This window comes from Streptomyces sp. NPDC058045, from assembly GCF_042885635.1.
In the GTDB taxonomy this organism is placed as follows: domain Bacteria; phylum Actinomycetota; class Actinomycetes; order Streptomycetales; family Streptomycetaceae; genus Streptomyces.
The window spans coordinates 44885-60636 of the sequence record NZ_JBHVRR010000021.1 but is presented as its reverse complement, the minus strand read 5'-3'; the positions used below and the strand labels follow the sequence as shown (position 1 = coordinate 60636).

At 71.9% G+C, this 15752-nt stretch carries 15 protein-coding genes; 5 read left to right on the top strand and 10 right to left on the bottom strand.

Annotated features, from left to right (window positions below; translation table 11 throughout):
- Window positions 1-77: 77 nt before the first annotated feature.
- From fbaA to ACFVST_RS15430, 7 genes are all read right to left on the bottom strand, one after another.
- Complete coding sequence (gene fbaA, locus ACFVST_RS15460; protein ID WP_390151060.1) at window positions 78-1100, bottom strand: class II fructose-bisphosphate aldolase; 1023 nt, start codon at window positions 1098-1100, stop codon at window positions 78-80.
- Window positions 1101-1411: 311 nt separating this feature from the next.
- Complete coding sequence (pyrE, locus tag ACFVST_RS15455) at window positions 1412-1963, bottom strand: orotate phosphoribosyltransferase (protein WP_390151057.1); 552 nt, start codon at window positions 1961-1963, stop codon at window positions 1412-1414.
- 26 nt (window positions 1964-1989) lie between these two features.
- Complete coding sequence (locus tag ACFVST_RS15450; protein ID WP_390151054.1) at window positions 1990-2790, bottom strand: aldose 1-epimerase; 801 nt, start codon at window positions 2788-2790, stop codon at window positions 1990-1992.
- A gap of 311 nt (window positions 2791-3101) precedes the next feature.
- A complete protein-coding gene (locus ACFVST_RS15445; protein WP_390151051.1) occupies window positions 3102-3791 on the bottom strand; it encodes an SRPBCC domain-containing protein in 690 nt (229 codons plus the stop codon).
- Window positions 3792-3841: 50 nt separating this feature from the next.
- Window positions 3842-5308, bottom strand: coding sequence for a spermidine synthase (locus tag ACFVST_RS15440; RefSeq protein WP_390151048.1), 1467 nt, complete (start codon window positions 5306-5308; stop codon window positions 3842-3844).
- Between the two features lie 10 nt (window positions 5309-5318).
- The gene (locus ACFVST_RS15435) at window positions 5319-5852 is read right to left on the bottom strand and encodes a DUF2617 family protein (protein ID WP_390151045.1); all 534 of its coding nucleotides are present in this window, start codon (window positions 5850-5852) and stop codon (window positions 5319-5321) included.
- Window positions 5853-6247: 395 nt separating this feature from the next.
- Window positions 6248-6553: a hypothetical protein gene (locus ACFVST_RS15430; RefSeq protein WP_390151043.1), complete on the bottom strand. Its 306-nt coding sequence runs from the start codon at window positions 6551-6553 to the stop codon at window positions 6248-6250.
- Window positions 6554-6733: 180 nt separating this feature from the next.
- Here ACFVST_RS15430 and ACFVST_RS15425 point away from each other — a divergent pair, with 180 nt between their 5' ends.
- Window positions 6734-7966 carry a pyridoxal phosphate-dependent aminotransferase gene (locus tag ACFVST_RS15425; protein ID WP_390151040.1) on the top strand — a complete coding sequence of 411 codons (1233 nt, stop codon included), beginning with the start codon at window positions 6734-6736 and terminating at the stop codon, window positions 7964-7966.
- Window positions 7967-8187: 221 nt separating this feature from the next.
- Here ACFVST_RS15425 and ACFVST_RS15420 read toward each other — a convergent pair whose 3' ends face one another.
- Window positions 8188-8730: a YbjN domain-containing protein gene (locus ACFVST_RS15420; RefSeq protein ID WP_390151037.1), complete on the bottom strand. Its 543-nt coding sequence runs from the start codon at window positions 8728-8730 to the stop codon at window positions 8188-8190.
- A gap of 102 nt (window positions 8731-8832) precedes the next feature.
- Window positions 8833-11430 carry an ATP-dependent chaperone ClpB gene (clpB, locus tag ACFVST_RS15415; RefSeq protein WP_390151035.1) on the bottom strand — a complete coding sequence of 866 codons (2598 nt, stop codon included), beginning with the start codon at window positions 11428-11430 and terminating at the stop codon, window positions 8833-8835.
- Window positions 11431-11544: 114 nt separating this feature from the next.
- Here clpB and ACFVST_RS15410 point away from each other — a divergent pair, with 114 nt between their 5' ends.
- Entirely contained in the window at window positions 11545-11964 is a 420-nt protein-coding gene (locus ACFVST_RS15410) for a pyridoxamine 5'-phosphate oxidase family protein (protein WP_390151032.1), read from the top strand.
- 110 nt (window positions 11965-12074) lie between these two features.
- Here ACFVST_RS15410 and ACFVST_RS15405 read toward each other — a convergent pair whose 3' ends face one another.
- Complete coding sequence (locus tag ACFVST_RS15405; RefSeq protein WP_390151029.1) at window positions 12075-12413, bottom strand: hypothetical protein; 339 nt, start codon at window positions 12411-12413, stop codon at window positions 12075-12077.
- A gap of 354 nt (window positions 12414-12767) precedes the next feature.
- Here ACFVST_RS15405 and ACFVST_RS15400 point away from each other — a divergent pair, with 354 nt between their 5' ends.
- The 3 genes from ACFVST_RS15400 (at window position 12768) to ACFVST_RS15390 (ending at window position 15718) form a co-directional block, all read left to right on the top strand.
- Entirely contained in the window at window positions 12768-13748 is a 981-nt protein-coding gene (locus ACFVST_RS15400) for a helix-turn-helix transcriptional regulator (RefSeq protein ID WP_390151026.1), read from the top strand.
- Complete coding sequence (locus ACFVST_RS15395; protein ID WP_390151023.1) at window positions 13745-14743, top strand: LuxR C-terminal-related transcriptional regulator; 999 nt, start codon at window positions 13745-13747, stop codon at window positions 14741-14743. The genes ACFVST_RS15400 and ACFVST_RS15395 overlap by 4 nt, the downstream gene beginning before the upstream one ends.
- Window positions 14744-14812: 69 nt before the next feature.
- On the top strand, window positions 14813-15718 hold the full coding sequence (locus tag ACFVST_RS15390; RefSeq protein WP_390151020.1) for a GNAT family N-acetyltransferase: 906 nt from the start codon (window positions 14813-14815) through the stop codon (window positions 15716-15718).
- Window positions 15719-15752: the final 34 nt, after the last annotated feature.

Here is a 15752-nt window from a genome sequence, read left to right as displayed (position 1 = left end):
CCCACCCGGCCCGCCCCGCACACCGCGGGCCCGGCACCCCCCGGTGGGCGGGGTGCCGGGCCCGGAGGCGGCGGTCGCTACTTGAGGCGGGTGCCGGTGGAGCGGAGGTTGGCGCAGGCCTCGGTGACGCGGCGGGCCATGGACGCCTCGGCGAGCTTGCCCCAGGTGCGCGGGTCGTACTGCTTCTTGTTGCCGACCTCGCCGTCCACCTTCAGCACACTGTCGTAGTTCGCCAGCATGTGGCCGGCGACGGGGCGGGTGAACGCGTACTGGGTGTCGGTGTCCACGTTCATCTTCACCACGCCGTTCTCCAGCGCGGTGCGGATCTCCTCCTCGGAGGAGCCGGAGCCGCCGTGGAAGACGAAGTCGAACGGGGACGGCTTGCCGAACTTCGCGGCGACGCCCTCGTTCAGCTCCTTCAGCAGCTCGGGGCGGAGCACCACGTTGCCCGGCTTGTACACGCCGTGGACATTGCCGAAGGAGGCGGCGAGCAGGTAGCGGCCCTTCTCGCCGAGGCCCAGTGCTTCCGCGGTGCGGATCGCGTCATCGACCGTGGTGTAGAGGGAGTCGTTGATCTCGTGTGAGACGCCGTCCTCCTCACCACCGGTCGGGGTGATCTCCACCTCCAGGAGGATCTTGGCGGCGGCGGCCCGCGCCAGCAGCTCCTGGCCGATGGCCAGGTTGTCGGCGAGGGTCTCGGCGGAGCCGTCCCACATATGGGACTGGAAGAGCGGGTCGCGGCCCGACTTCACCCGCTCCTCGGAGACCGCGAGCAGCGGCCGGACATAGCCGTCCAGCTTGTCCTTGGGGCAGTGGTCGGTGTGCAGCGCCACCGTGATGTCGTACTTCGCCGCGACGATGTGCGCGAACTCGGCGAGCGCGACGGCGCCCGTCACCATGTCCTTGCTGTGCTGGCCGCCCAGGAACTCGGCGCCGCCGGTCGAGATCTGGACGATGCCGTCGCTCTCCGCCTCGGCGAAGCCGCGCAGCGCGGCGTGCAGGGTCTGCGAAGAGGTGACGTTGATCGCCGGGTAGGCGAACTTGCCTGCCTTTGCCCGGTCGAGCATCTCGTTGTAGACCTCGGGGGTTGCGATGGGCATCTGTCCGCTCCTTGTGATGTGCGGGTGAGTACGTACCGGCCCGGCGTCCTGGCCGCGGAGGCCCCTGCGGGCGCCTTCGGGGGGCGGATGCGGTGGCGTCGGGCGGGGTGCTCCCGGGTGGTTCTCAGGTGTGACTCTCGGGCAGCGACATCATCGTCGTGCCCATCCTCCCAGACGGCGGGGGGCGTGGGGGAGCCCGTCGTGTCGCGGGTGGGCCGCTGCGTGGCGCGGGGCGGCCTGGGCGGGCGGGGCGCCGTCGCGGGGTGCGCTCGCGGTGCGCGTCGGCGGTGCGTTGTGTGGTGCGCTTTGGGTCAGGTGAGGCCCAGTTCGTCCTTGTCGTAGGCGAAGAGGTAGGGGACGCCCGCGCCTTCGGTGATCTTTTCGGCGGCGCCCGTGGCGCGGTCCACGATGGTCGCCACGGCCACCACCTCCGCGCCCGCCTCGCGTACCGCCTGCACCGCGGTCAGGGGTGAGCTGCCCGTCGTCGAGGTGTCCTCCACCACCAGCACCCGGCGGCCCTTGATGTCGGGGCCCTCCACCTGGCGCTGGAGGCCGTGCGCCTTGGCGGCCTTGCGCACCACGAAGGCGTCGAGGCGGCGACCGCGGGCCGCCGCCGCGTGCAGCATCGCCGCGGCCACCGGGTCGGCGCCCAGCGTCAGGCCGCCGACCGCGTCGAAGTCCAGCCCCGCGGTCAGCTCCAGCAGCACCTCGCCGACCAGCGGTGCCGCCTCCCCGTCCAGGGTGATCCGGCGCAGGTCGACGTAGTAGTCGGCCTCCAGGCCCGAGGAGAGCGTCACCCTGCCGTGCACCACGGCCTTGTCCCTGATCTGCTGCAGCAGGCTGCCGCGTGCGTCGTCCGTCATGCCTGCCAGCTTAGATTCCGGGGCGGTCAGAGGTGGTGCCAGGTCCACGTGGTGGTCGCCTCCAGCGGGTCGATGGGGGTGACCAGGCGGGGTGTGGTGTTCAGGCCGTCCGGCGGGCCGGTCTGCGGCTCCACGCACACCGCCTCGTCCTGCTCGTCGTAGACCACCACCCACTGCTCGCGGGAGGTCACGTCCAGCCGGAGGCGGCCCGGCCAGGTCACCGACACGTCGACGCCGTCCGGCATCCCGAAGCAGTCGTCCCAGGGGCCGGGGCGCTTGTCGATCCGCTGGCCGGTGGGCAGGTGGTCGGGGCCGCGCTCCTCCTGCCAGGCCGGGGCGAAGTCGACGCGGGCGCCCGCGAGATGGGGGTCGTCGCCGGCCAGCCCGCGCAGGAACCAGGGGTGCCAGCCGAGTTGCGCCGGGAACGAGGACTCGTGGGCCTCCACGGCCAGGGACAGGGTGAGCGAGTCCGGGGTGAGGGTGACGACCTGGGTGACGCGGCCCGGGTACGGCCAGGGGTCGGTCAGGTCGTAGGTGAAGACTGCCTCGTCCTTGGTGGTGCGGGCGGTGCGCCAGGGGGCGTCGCGGGCGGTGCCGTGGATGGCGTGCGGGGGGTCGTTCAGGGGCATCTGGTGGACGGTGGCGCCCTCGCGGAAGCGGCCGTCTCTGATGCGGCCGCACCAGGGGGCCATGGGGAAGCAGCCGTAGTGGTCGCCTTGCCGCAGCAGTTCCACGTCCTGTACTCGGAGGCTCGATACGCGGCAGCCGTTGGCCGGGCGCACCACGGCTTCGGCGCCTGCGGTGGACAGGACCACATCCTCAGTCATCACCTGGCAGACCCTACGTGGGTGGGAGGTGCGGTTCGCTTTCGCCTGTGCGGGTTGGCGGTGCGCGTTTACCCCGGTGCGGTTTGCGCCGGTGCGTTTTGCGCCGGTGCGTTTTGCGCCGGTGCGTTTTGCGCCGGTGCGTTTTGCGCCGGTGCGGTTTCGCGTGGGGCGGGGGTGTGGGGGGATGTCCGTCCTCGGAGCCGGTACGTGGACGTCGGACGTCGGGCTGACGCCTGCTTGCACCGGCTCCTGCGGGCGGACATCGCCCCGCACCCCCTTCGGTGCGTTTTCGGCTTTCTCGGGTTCGCCGGTCAGTGTCTTCTGCGGAGGGCCCGGGTCAGGATGATGGCTCCGGCTACTGCGGCTGCGGCGGCGGGGGCTGCCCAGCGGAGGGCGGCGCCCGCGGGGAACGCCTCGGGTACGGGGACCGGTGCGTAGCGGCCGCGGGGGGGTGCGTGGTCGACCTCTTCCGCGCTGCGTCCGATCATGGTGCGCCGGGCGTGGGCTGCTTCCGCGGGGGCGTCCTCGCCGGACGGGGGCTCGGGTTCCGGGGCGGGTTCCTCATCCGGCTCGGTGGGGGCCGGGGTTTCCGCCAGGGATGTGGCGCAGCGTTGGAGGAGGCGGTGGCCTGCGGTGCGGGCTGTGTCGGGGGGCACGGAGGCCAGGCGGCCGGTGGCTTCCGCGCCGCCGGTGATGGTGAGGGTGGTGCCCTCGGGGGTCTCGGTGAGGCGGACGGTGAGGGTGAGGGTGACGGTGCCCTCGCCGCGTGCTTCCTCGGCCTCACCGTGGACGGTGTACGTACCGTCGGGCTCCGCCTCGACGCGGAGGGTGCCGCGGTAGGTGATCGAGCTGCTGCCGATACGGACCTTGAGCCGGCCGGTGAGGGGTGGCTCGCCCGCGTCCTGCTGAAGGCCGGGAATGGCGCGGGCCACCCGATGGGGATCGGCCAGGGCCTGCCGCAGAGGCCCTGCCGCTGCCGGGACGAACACCTCATGCTCCATGGCAACGGAGCCTACCCACGGGCGCCCGCGTACACCCGTGGGACCGGGAATCAACTGCCGTAGCGGGGATGGAGCAGGGTGGACGGGGTGCGGGGCGGGAGATCGGTGGCGGGGTGCGGGACGGGGGTGGGGCGGGGGGTGCGGGTGGCGAGTACGTAGCCCTGGCCTGCGGTGGTGTACGGGGTGGGGTGGAGGCCGGCGGCGCGGAGGGTGGCGGTGACGGTGGCGAGGGCGGGGGTGCGGGCGGGGCCGGTGTGAACGGCGAGCCGTCCGCCGGGGCTGAGGGCGCGGGCGAGGAGGCCGTACGTCTCCGCGGCGTAGAGGGTGGGGGCGGTGCCGGGGGCGGGCAGGTCGCAGAGGATGACGTCGTAGGGGCCGGGGTGGGTGCGGAGGCGGGTGAGTACGTCGCCGGCGGTGGAGGTCAGCCGGGGGTCGGCGAGGGCGTGGTGGTTGAGGCGGGTGAGGGCGGGGTCGGTGCGGGCGAGGCGGACCAGGCCCGGGTCCGGGTCGAGGAGGTCGACGCGGTGTACGCCGGGGATGGTGAGGACGGTGCGGGCGGTGCGTCCGTCGCCGCCGCCGAGGATGAGGACCCGGCGGTGCGGGCCGTCGAGGGCGGGGCGGGCGAGGTGCCTCGGTGGGCGGCGGAGGCGGCCGTCGACGTAGAGGGAGAACGTTTCGCCGTGGCCGGTGAGGACGATGTCCTGGTCGGCGGAGCGGGCGGCGAGCCGCACCTGCGGGCCGTACACCGCCTGGCGGGCGGCGGCTTCGAAGTCGTCGACGGTGAGCGCGGCGGCGGTGAGGAGGGTGAGTACGGCGAGGTTGGCGGCGAGCAGGGCGCGGCGGCCCCGGCGGGACAGGTCGCCGCGGAACAGGCCCAGCACGAGCGCCCCGCCCGCGAGTGTGTTGACGGCGCCGGTGAGCAGGGCGCCGGTGAGCTGGCCGAGGAGCGGCAGCAGGGCGAACGGGAAGGCGAGGCCGCCGATGAGGGCGCCCACATAGTCCGCAGCGAAGAGGTCGGCCACGGCGCCGCCCGCGTCCTGCCGCCGCACCCGCTGGATCAGCACCATCAGCAGGGGCACCTCGGCGCCGATGAGGACGCCGATGGTGAGGGAGAAGCCGGCGAGCAGCCAGCGGGAGCCGCCCGGCCAGACGCCGCCGGTCCAGGCGAAGGCCGCGTAGAGGGCCATCGCGCTGCACCCGCCGACCAGGCCGAGGAGGGCCTCCAGGGCGGCGAAGCCGGCGGCGGCGCGGTGCCGCAGGCGTTTGGCGGCGAGGGAGCCGACGCCCATGGCGAAGACCATCACGGACAGCACCACGGAGGTCTGGGTGACGGTGTCCCCGATCAACGTCGAGGCGAGGGCGACGAGTTCGAGTTCGTACACCAGGCCGCAGGCGGCGCAGACGAAGGCGCCGGTGAGGACGAGGAAGCGGCCCGCGGTGGGGCCGACCGGCAGCCGCGCCGGCCCCGTCTCGGACATCGGCGGCCGGGACGGGACCGGCGTATGCGACTCGATCACGCGCGGAACGTCACCCGCAGGCGGGGACCGCGGCGGGTACGCGGGCCGCCAACCGGGTGCGGGTGGTGACGAGTTGGCCGTCCTGGGGGTAGGCGTGCCAGGTGCGCCACTGCACCAGGCCGTCGTCCTGGACGCGGGCCAGCAGGGCGGTGAAGGCGTGAGGGCTGCCGGGGAAGACGCCGGCGAGACCGCGTGGGTGGTCGGCGACCAGGGCGATCAACTCCTGTGCGCGAGTGGAGAATTGATTGGCCGTCAGCATCTCCACCCGGGCGGCGAACTCGTACTCCCGGCCGCCGATCTGGCGGGCCACGCCCAGGGGCAGTGGGGAGCAGCGGCCCGGCATACAGGCCACGGTCTCGGAGCAAGTGCCGTTCGGTTCTTCGAGGATGACCTGGTGGGAGGCGCCCAGCAACCTCAACTGCATGTGTCCGGCGTCGAGTTCGAGGTCGAGGGTGTCGAGGGCGGGCAGCGGCTCGCGCCCCAGCGCCCAGGCCAGATCGGCCGCACGGGTGTCGGTGTAGGTGGTGTTCAGGGTCGTGAGCATGGGTCGGCTCCGCTGGCGACGCAATGGAAGTGAGGCCGGTACCGCCCGAGTTGGGCGAGGGTGGGGCCCCTCGGTGGCATCCCGGGAGGCCGCCCAGGGACGTCTGGGGGATCCCGATCGCACTTCGGGGATCCGAGTGCCGGCTCGTGCCCACGAGCTGTGTCCGAGGGCGCATTGACGGATAAAAGGGAATCACGAACAGTGCGTCTTCCACAGCTTTTTCAGGCAAGTTGGCCTGGTTTCCATCCCTCTGAGGGACTTGGGACCACCACTTCACTCCGTAGTGCGTCCGGCCGTTCGTCTGTACGACGCCCGCCGCCGCCTCAACACAGCGATGCCCGGCGGGGGTTACCGCCCCACCGGGCACTCATGCCGTACGGCCTGGCAGGTGCGGGTCAGCCGCCTCCGCCGCAGCCGCCTCCGCCTCCGCAGCCGCCACCGCCGCACGAGGAGCCTCCCCCGCAGGACGAGTGGCCGCCACCGCCACCGCAGGAGTGGCCGCCGTGCGAGCCACCGCCTGAACCGTGGTGGGACGAGGAGTCACCGCCCCCGCTGTCCCCCGCCCACCAACTGCCGCCGGACGAATCGCCGCTGGACGAACCACCGCCGCCGGAACCGACCCCGGAACCGGACGACGCCATCTTGATGACGAAGGTGATACCGATCAGGAAGATCATCGCGATGAGGATGATCGCCACCATGGCCACCCCTCCTTTCTGTCCCCCGTCGGCCGCCCGATGCGGCCGGCTCACGGCGCCCGGGTCCGTGTGTCGCGTGTCCTTCCGCCCGCCCGGAGCGCCGTGTGCGAGTTGGATGCCCACGGCGACGGCAGGGCAAAGCGGAGTTGAGGAAGTCCAGAGGTTCGGCCCAGGATGGCGGCCATGACTCCAGGTGGAAGCACTCCAGGCGGAAGCACTCCGGGTGGAAGCACTCCGGGTGGGAACGAGGGCTCCAGGCCGCTGTTGAATCGGCGACTGGCGGGGCACGGGTCGACGATCTTCGCCGAGATGTCGGCGCTGGCGGTGCGGACGGGGGCGATCAATCTGGGGCAGGGGTTCCCGGACACGGACGGCCCGGAGGAGGTCCGTGAGGCGGCGGTGCGGGCGCTGCGGGACGGGCGGGGCAACCAGTATCCGCCGGGCCCGGGTGTGCCCGAGCTGCGGGAGGCGATCAGCGAGCACCAGCGGCGCTTCTACGGCCTGAGCTTCGACCCCGACACGGAGGTGCTGGTCACCGCGGGGGCGACGGAGGCGATCGCGGCGGCCATGCTCGCGCTGCTGGAGCCCGGCGACGAGGTCATCGCCTTCGAGCCCTTCTACGACTCCTACGCGGCCGGGATCGCCATGGCCGGCGCGGTCCGCGTCCCCCTCACCCTGCGCGCCCCCGACTTCCGTCCCGACCTGGACGCGCTACGGGACGCCGTCACGCCCCGCACCCGGCTGCTGCTGCTCAACTCCCCGCACAATCCGACCGGTTCGGTCCTCACCCGCGAGGAGGCGGAGGCCATCGCCCGGCTCGCGGTGGAGCGCGATCTGCTGGTGGTCACCGACGAGGTCTATGAGCACCTGGTCTTCGAGGGCGAGCACCTTCCGCTGATCTCCCTGCCGGGTATGCGGGAGCGCACCGTCTCCATCTCCTCCGCGGGCAAGACCTTCTCCTTCACGGGGTGGAAGGTCGGCTGGGTGACCGGTTCGCCGGCGCTGGTCGCCGCCGTGCGCACCGCCAAGCAGTATCTGACCTTCGTCAGCGCGGGTCCCTTCCAGTACGCGGTGGCGGAGGCGCTGCGGCTGCCCGAGGCGTACTTCCACGGTTTCCGCGAGGAGTTGCGGGGCAAGCGGGATCTTCTCGCGGAGGGGCTGACCGCGGCCGGCTTCGAGGTGTACCGGCCGCAGGGCACGTACTTCATCACCACGGATGTCGCGGCGCTCGGCGAGGAGGACGGCGTCGCGTTCTGTCTGGCCCTCCCGGAGCGGTGCGGGGTGGTCGCCGTGCCGAACGCGGTTTTCCACGACGATCCGCGGGCCGGCCGTGCCCAGGTCCGTTTCGCGTTCTGCAAGAGGCGGGAGGTCCTGGAGACGGCGGCCGAGCGGCTTCGGGGGCTGGCGAAGGGGTAAGCCGCGCATCCCCCTCGGGCGCCGGGGGTCAGTGGCCGCGGTGTCTGGTCCCGGCCTTGGCGCGGGCCTGGGCGCGGCGGTGCTCGGCTTCGGTGTGGCGGCGGCGCCGGGTGGCGGCCCAGGAGGCCAACCGGCTTGCGCGGAGGGCCCGTTCCCCCGGAGAGATCCGGGGGAACGGGCCCTCTCTGTCTGCTCTGGCTGCTCTGTCTGCGGAGCCGCCGTCAGTCGTCGGACTCGGGCTTGTCTTCCTCGCCGGAGGCGGAGTCGACGTCCTTCTCCAGACCGAACTGCTCCACGACCCAGCGGTCGAACTCGATCGCCGCGCGCACCCAGCTCACCGTGGAGGACACGAAGTGCTCCAGGCTGACGCCGGTGCCGATCAGCATCTGCGCCTCGCCGATGAGGCGGACGGTGCCGTCGTCGTGGGTGTGGCTGTAGACCTTGGGCCACAGGGTGCGGCGGTTCCAGTCGTCGACGGCCTCCAGGATCCGGACCTTCTCTTCGATCTTGTGCGGCCGGTCGTAGAACGTCCGCACCGAGAAGACCTGCTGGTCGTCCTCGCCGCGGAACATGAAGTACGTACGGAACTCCTCCCACGGCGCCGCGAGGTCACCCTCTTCGTCGACGACGTATTTGAGCTCCATCTGGTCCAGGAGCTGCTTGACGAGATCCTGGTCCGGGACGACGGGGCCCGCCGGTCCTTGGGGCTGCGGCTCGGGCTGCTGGCCCCCGAAATTCGGAATCGAGGACGGGTCGATGCTCACCGTGATTTCCCTTCGTACGGATGCCCTCCAATCCTCCCCCATCCGGGGCGGGGGGCCGCAACCCCCGCCCCGGTCGGAGTGACCCCTGACTTGGGCCGGTCATCAGAGGGTCTTACCTGTGGCGGGGCCGACCAGCAGGCCGTCGCCGAAGGCGTCGACCCGGACCGTGTCCCCGTCCTTGATCTCTCCGGCCAGGATCTCCCTGGCCAGGCGGTCCCCGATGGCTGTCTGGATGAGGCGGCGCAGCGGCCGGGCACCGTACGCCGGGTCGTTGCCCTCCTCGGCGAGCCAGGCGAGGGCGGACTCGGTGACGTCGAGGGTGAGGCGGCGCTCGGCGAGCCGGGCGGCGAGCCGTTCGACGCCCAGGCGGGCGATCCGGGCCAGCTCCTCCTTGCCGAGGGCGGAGAAGACCACCAGGTCGTCCAGGCGGTTGAGGAACTCCGGCTTGAAGGAGGCCCGCACCACTTCGAGTACCTGCTGCTTCTTCTCCTCGTCACTGGTGACCGGGTCCATCAGGAACTGGGAGCCGAGGTTGGAGGTGAGGATGAGGATGGTGTTGCGGAAGTCGACGGTGCGGCCCTGGCCGTCGGTGAGGCGGCCGTCGTCCAGCACCTGGAGCAGGATGTCGAAGACCTCCGGGTGCGCCTTCTCCACCTCGTCCAGCAGCACCACCGAGTACGGCCTGCGGCGGACCGCCTCGGTGAGCTGGCCGCCCTCCTCGTAGCCGACATAGCCGGGGGGCGCCCCGACCAGCCGGGCCACGCTGTGCTTCTCGCCGTACTCGCTCATGTCGATGCGGACCATGGCGCGCTCGTCGTCGAAGAGGAAGTCGGCGAGGGCCTTGGCCAGCTCGGTCTTGCCGACGCCGGTGGGGCCGAGGAAGAGGAAGGAGCCGGTGGGCCGGTCCGGGTCGGCGACGCCGGCCCGGCTGCGGCGCACCGCGTCGGACACGGCCTGCACGGCCTCGGTCTGCCCGATGAGGCGGCGGCCCAGCTCCTCCTCCATCCGCAGCAGCTTCTGCGTCTCGCCCTCCAGGAGGCGGCCGGCGGGGATGCCGGTCCAGGAGCCGACCACGTCCGCGATGTCGTCCGGGCCGACCTCCTCCTTGACCATGGTGTCCCGGGCGGCCTCTTCCTCGGCCTCCGAGGCGGCCTCCAAGTCCCGTTCCAGGGTGGGGATCTCGCCGTAGAGCAGCTTGGAGGCGGTGTCGAAGTCGCCGTCGCGCTGGGCGCGTTCGGCCTGGCCGCGGAGGTCGTCCAGGCGTTCCTTCAGCTCGCCGACGCGGTTGAGGGACTGCTTCTCCTTCTCCCAGCGGGCGGTGAGGCCGCGCAGCTCCTCCTCCTTGTCGGCGAGATCGCGGCGCAGCTTCTCCAGGCGCTCCAGGGAGGCGGCGTCGGTCTCCTTGCCGATGGCCAGCTCCTCCATCTTCAACCGGTCGACGGCGCGCTGGAGTTCGTCGATCTCGACCGGGGAGGAGTCGATCTCCATCCGGAGCCGGGAGGCGGCCTCGTCCACCAGGTCGATGGCCTTGTCGGGCAGGAAGCGGGAGGTGATGTACCGGTCGGAGAGGGTGGCGGCGGCGACCAGGGCGCTGTCCGCGATCTGCACCTTGTGGTGGGCCTCGTAGCGGCCCTTGAGTCCGCGGAGGATGGCGATCGAGTCGGCCACGGTGGGCTCCGCGACCAGCACCTGCTGGAAGCGGCGCTCCAGCGCCGGGTCCTTCTCGATGCGCTCGCGGTACTCGTCCAGGGTGGTGGCGCCCACCATGCGCAGCTCGCCGCGGGCCAGCATCGGCTTGAGCATGTTGCCCGCGTCCATCGCGGAGTCGCCGCCGGCGCCCGCGCCGACCACGGTGTGCAGCTCGTCGATGAAGGTGATGATCTGGCCGTCGCTGTCCTTGATCTCGGAGAGGACGGTCTTCAGGCGCTCCTCGAACTCGCCGCGGTACTTGGCGCCCGCGACCATCGCCCCGAGGTCCAGCGACACCAGCCGCTTGTTCTTCAGGGACTCCGGCACATCGCCCTTGACGATGCGCTGCGCCAGGCCCTCCACGACGGCGGTCTTGCCGACGCCGGGCTCACCGATCAGCACCGGGTTGTTCTTGGTACGGCGGGACAGCACCTGCACCACGCGGCGGATCTCGTGGTCCCGGCCGACGACCGGGTCCAGCCGGCCCTCGCGGGCGGCGGCGGTGAAGTCGGTACCGAACTTCTCCAGGGCCTTGTACTGGCCCTCCGGGTCGGGAGTGGTCACCCGGCGTCCTCCCCTGTTGTTCCGGAACGCGGTGAGCAGCTTCTGCGGGGTGGCGCCGTGGCCGGTGAGCACCTCGGCGGCGGCCCCTCCCTTGGCGGCGGTGCCGATGAGGAGGTGCTCGGTGGACAGGTACTCGTCGCCCAGCTCCTGGGCCCGCTCGGCGGCGTCGGCGATGACGGCCAGCAGCTCGCGGTTGGGCTGCGGCGGGGCCACCGTGGATCCGGTGACGCTGGGCAGCCCGGCGAGGACCCGCTCGGTCGCGGTGCGTACGGCGGCCTGGTCGGCGCCGACGGCGGCCAGCAGGTCGACCAGGTTCTCGTTGTCCTGGCCAGCCAGGAGGGCCAGCAGCAGATGGGCGGGGGTGAGGTCGGGGTGCCCCTCTTTCACGGCCCGGTTGGTGGCCGTGTTGATCGCGTCACGGCTCCTGTTGGTCAGCTCGGCGTCCACGTGTGCGGTCTCCTCCTCGTCGTCGCTCCGGATATGACTCCATCGGCGTGTACAAAGTTGAGTCTACTCCACTCAAGCCGATGAACGCGCCCCCGCGGCCGATATGTTCCGGAGATGCCCACCCGCCGACGCGACCCCCGCAGGCCCGACCGGCCGTTCCTCGACTTCTGGCGGGAGCGGCACCTCTGCACCCTGACCACCCTCCGGCCCGACGGCACCCCGCACGTGGTCCCGGTCGGCGTCACCTACGACCCGGACGCCGGCCTCGCCCGCGTCCTCACCTCCGGGACCAGCCGGAAGGCGGCCCACATCCGGGCCGCCCAGGACGGGCCGGACGGCGCACCGGTCGCCGTCTGCCAGTTCCAGGGCCGGCACTGGGCCACGCTGGAGGGCCGCGCCGTACTGCGTACCGAACCGGAGCTGATCGCCGACGCGGAGCACCGCTACGCCGAGCGCTACGGACACCCGCCCCGCCCCAACCCGCGCCGCGTCCTGGTGGAGATCGCCCTCACCGGCGCCACGGGCAACGTCTGACCGGCCGCGGACCGGGGGCGAAAACGCCAGCGGCGCCACCGTGACTCAGGTTCACAGTGGCGCCGCTTCGGGGGGAGCGCCTGGGCGATCTGTATGACGGGGGGATCGCGTCAGGCGCTTCGGGGGGTGGCGGAGATGGTTTCTGGGACTCCGGGGACCTCGGGGCCGGCCAGCCGGTGGTCCCGCTGATCGAGGTTCACGAAGATCATTCCGTATCGGACGGCACAGCGCACCGGGCGGGGGGCGCCGCGCGGCTTGCGCAGGCACCGGTACGCCTTGATGCCGTCCTCACCATCCCGCGCCACGACGACCGGCTCACCGAAGAGGGTCACGGTCAGCGAGTCACCGTCGTGGGGGATGGCGGTGACGAGGTCGACGAAGTGCCACCCGGAGCGGTAGGCCGTGGCCATTTCGCGCCGGAAGGAGCGGTCGTCGGGCGGGGTGGTCATGCGTCTCGGGAGGTCGGCGCGGAGGCGGGGGCGATGTGGCCCCAGCCGCTGTCGTTGGGCGAGGCGGTGCCCCAGCCGCTGTCGCCGGGCAACGCCTGCACCGTCGACGTACGGCTGTCCGGTCCCGCCGAGGCGGGCGCGTCACCGAGGGCACCGAATGCCGCACCGGCAACAACCGCGGAGAAAGCGATCGCAAGTACCGAGCGAAGCATTTTCCTGTACATAGTCGGCTTCGTCCTCACTTGATAAGTCCTCTTCCCCGGTGCAAGAAGACGATGGCTCATTCAGCCACGTCAGCGCCACAGGAGCGATGCATCATGTTCTTGCACGTTCAAGACCCTGGGGGGTGGAGATTTGAACACTAAAGCCGCAAAAGAGACACATCCCCACTCGGTGTCCGCGCTGTGCGACACGGGAACGCAGCTCTATGCAAGCGCTCTCAGTGCCGGACGCATCAGCCGCGCCGAAGTGGAAACCGCTCCGTGCTTGCTCGAATTCGCACTTCTGCTGCCCGATCCCGACGATCCGAACTGGCTGCGTCCCGTTCCGCCGTCGGTCGCCCTCGCCCAGCGCCTGCAACCGCTGGAACGCGAAATACTGGAACGGCGGCGCGTGTCCATCGAACTGACCGAATCTTTCGAGCCGTTCATGGCGATCAGCGCGCAGAGCCCCGCGCCCACCCACGCCATCACCGTGCTTGAGGGCATCGACCGCATCAACGCCGCGCTCAACGTGGCGACCGCCGAGTGCCGTACCGAGATGCTCACCGTCCAGCCCGGCGGGCGCCGCAGCGAGCACATCCTCAGCCAGGCCCTGGAACGCGACCGCCCCCTCACCGACCGCGGCGTCACCATCCGCACCCTCTACCAGCACACCGTCCGGCACAGCCAGGGCACCATGGCCTACGTCGACAGCATGGCCGACGGGCGGGTGCAGATCCGCACCCTGGAGGAGCTGATAGAGCGGCTGATCATCTGCGACACCACGGTCGCCTTCATCCCCGCCGGCAACGACGAACTGGCCCTGGAACTACGCCATCCCAGCCTCGTCACCTACCTCCGCAAGGTCTTCGAGCAGCTCTGGAGCCGGGCCGTCCCCCTGGTCGAGCAGGTCCCCTACGACCCCCGGCCGGACGGCATCACCGGGGTCCAGCGCGCCATCGCCAAGCTCCTCGTCGAGGGCCACGTGGACGAGGCCATAGCCCGCCGGCTGGGGATGAACGTACGGACCTGCCGCGCGCACATCGCCAAGCTGGCGGCGGCCCTCGGCAGCGGCAGCCGCGCCCAACTCGGCTTCCTCATAGCCCGATCCGGCATCCTGGACCAGCAGGGATGAGCACCCCCGACCGAAGCCCCGCCCCCCGGGCCACCACCCACCCGCACGGCGTCGAGGAGCTGTGCGAGGCCGGCACCGAACTGTACGCGGAGGCGGTACGGGCCGGGGGCATCGACCGCCCGGCCGCGGCGGAGGCACCCTGCCTGGTCGAGTTCGGGCTGCTGCACCCGGACCGCGACGACGACCAGCGGCTGCTGCCCACCTCCCCCGCCGTCACCCTGCCCCGGCTGCTGCGCACCATGGAGGACGACATCGCGCGGCGCCGCCGGCGCGAGACCACACTGGCCGATGTCTTCGAGCGCTTCCTGACCTCGGACCAGAGCCCCGGGGCGTCCTCCGGGGTGACCGCACTGCGCGGCCTGGAACGGATCGACTCCGCGATCGGGCTCGCCTGCGCCACCGCCTCGGTGGAGCTCCTCACCATCCAGCCGGGCGGCAAGCGCTCCCCCGACCTGCTCGCCGGCGCCCTCCCGCGGGAGCAGGGACCCCTCTCCCGCGGCGCCCGGATGCGCACCCTCTACCAGCACACCGCCCGCCACTCCCCACCCGTCCTCGCCCACTACGAGCAGCTCCGGGGCGACGTCCAGGTACGGACCCTGGACGAGGTCACCGACCGGATGATCATGGTCGACCGGGCCTGCGCCTACATCCCGCTGGGCACCGGCGACACCGACGCCCTGGAGATCAGGCACCCCGGGCTGCTGCGGTACCTGGCGGTGATGTTCGAGCGGTTCTGGCGGCTGGCGGAGCCGATGTGGCCGGTGCCCGGGCCCGCGCCGCGGCAGTCCGCCGAGGGCGTCACCTCCCGCCAACTCGCCATCGCCCAGCTCCTGGTGGAGGGCCTCACCGACGAACGGATCGCCCTCCGCCTCGGGATGAACGTCCGTACCGTGCGGGTGCACATCGCCAAGCTGGCGGCCACCCTCGGCAGCGGCAACCGGGCCCAGCTCGGCTATCTCATCGGCCGCTCGGGAATCCTCCAGGAGGACCGCTGAGCCACCCCGCCGCCCATCGGAACAACTCGGCGTTTGCCCCCTCCGGCGATACCTGACTAGAGTCAGAGAATGGCTGGGGAACGGTTCGCGCAGGTGGCGCAGGTACGGAGGTTCAACCGGACGGTCGCCGAGCGGGTGGGCGTCCTCCAGGACCGCTATCTGGGCGGCGCGCGCCCCTACGGCCAGGCCCGGGTCCTCTGGCAGATCGGCGACGGGGACGCCCACGACGTCCGGGGTATCCGGGACCGGCTCGCGCTGGACTCCGGCTATCTGAGCAGGCTGCTCAGGGCACTTGAGCGGGACGGCCTGATCACCGTCCAGCCGCATCCGCGGGACCGGCGGGTGCGCACCGTGCGGCTCACCGAGGCCGGACGGGCGGAACGGGCCCTGCTCGACGAGCGCAGCGACACCCTCGCAGCCTCCCTGCTGGACCCGCTCGACACCCGGCAGCGGGACCGGCTGACCGAGGCCATGGCCGAGGTCGAGCGGCTGCTCACCGCCTCCGTGGTCACCCTGGAAGCACTCGACCCGGACCATCCGGACGCCGCGTACTGCCTGCGCGCCTACGCGGCCGAGTTGCAGCAGGTCTTCGACAGCGGCTTCGATCCGGCGCGGAGCAAGCTGCCCGATCCGGGTGAACTCCGGCCGCCGCGCGGCCAGTTCCTCGTCGCCAGGCTGCACGGGGAGCCGGTGGGCTGCGGCGGGCTCAAGCTGCCGGCCGATGCGCCCGCCGAGATCAAACGGCTGTGGGTCGCGCCCGGTACCCGAGGTCTCGGCCTGGCCCGCCGCCTCCTCACCGAACTGGAACTGCGCGCCGCCGAGCACGGCAGCGGACTCGTCCGGCTCGACACCAACAAGGCGCTGGAGGCCGCCACCCGCCTCTACCGCAGCAGCGGCTACACCGAGGTCCCCGCCTTCAACGACGAGCCCTACGCACACCACTGGTTCGAGAAGGCACTCCCCCGCCGGGCCTGAACGCGCCGCGCCCGAACCGCGTCAGGCGTCAACT

What these genes read in the sequence shown, in the direction of transcription:
- ACFVST_RS15410 (WP_390151032.1), top strand. Translation starts at nt 11,545, where the DNA reads ATGCCCACCCGCCGACGCGACCCCCGCAGGCCCGACCGGCCGTTCCTC.
- ACFVST_RS15395 (WP_390151023.1), top strand. Translation starts at nt 13,745, where the DNA reads ATGAGCACCCCCGACCGAAGCCCCGCCCCCCGGGCCACCACCCACCCG.
- fbaA (WP_390151060.1), bottom strand. Translation starts at nt 1,100, where the DNA reads ATGCCCATCGCAACCCCCGAGGTCTACAACGAGATGCTCGACCGGGCA.
- ACFVST_RS15435 (WP_390151045.1), bottom strand. Translation starts at nt 5,852, where the DNA reads ATGCTCACGACCCTGAACACCACCTACACCGACACCCGTGCGGCCGAT.
- pyrE (WP_390151057.1), bottom strand. Translation starts at nt 1,963, where the DNA reads ATGACGGACGACGCACGCGGCAGCCTGCTGCAGCAGATCAGGGACAAG.
- ACFVST_RS15430 (WP_390151043.1), bottom strand. Translation starts at nt 6,553, where the DNA reads ATGGTGGCGATCATCCTCATCGCGATGATCTTCCTGATCGGTATCACC.
- ACFVST_RS15445 (WP_390151051.1), bottom strand. Translation starts at nt 3,791, where the DNA reads ATGGAGCATGAGGTGTTCGTCCCGGCAGCGGCAGGGCCTCTGCGGCAG.
- ACFVST_RS15450 (WP_390151054.1), bottom strand. Translation starts at nt 2,790, where the DNA reads ATGACTGAGGATGTGGTCCTGTCCACCGCAGGCGCCGAAGCCGTGGTG.
- ACFVST_RS15425 (WP_390151040.1), top strand. Translation starts at nt 6,734, where the DNA reads ATGACTCCAGGTGGAAGCACTCCAGGCGGAAGCACTCCGGGTGGAAGC.
- ACFVST_RS15405 (WP_390151029.1), bottom strand. Translation starts at nt 12,413, where the DNA reads ATGACCACCCCGCCCGACGACCGCTCCTTCCGGCGCGAAATGGCCACG.
- ACFVST_RS15390 (WP_390151020.1), top strand. Translation starts at nt 14,813, where the DNA reads ATGGCTGGGGAACGGTTCGCGCAGGTGGCGCAGGTACGGAGGTTCAAC.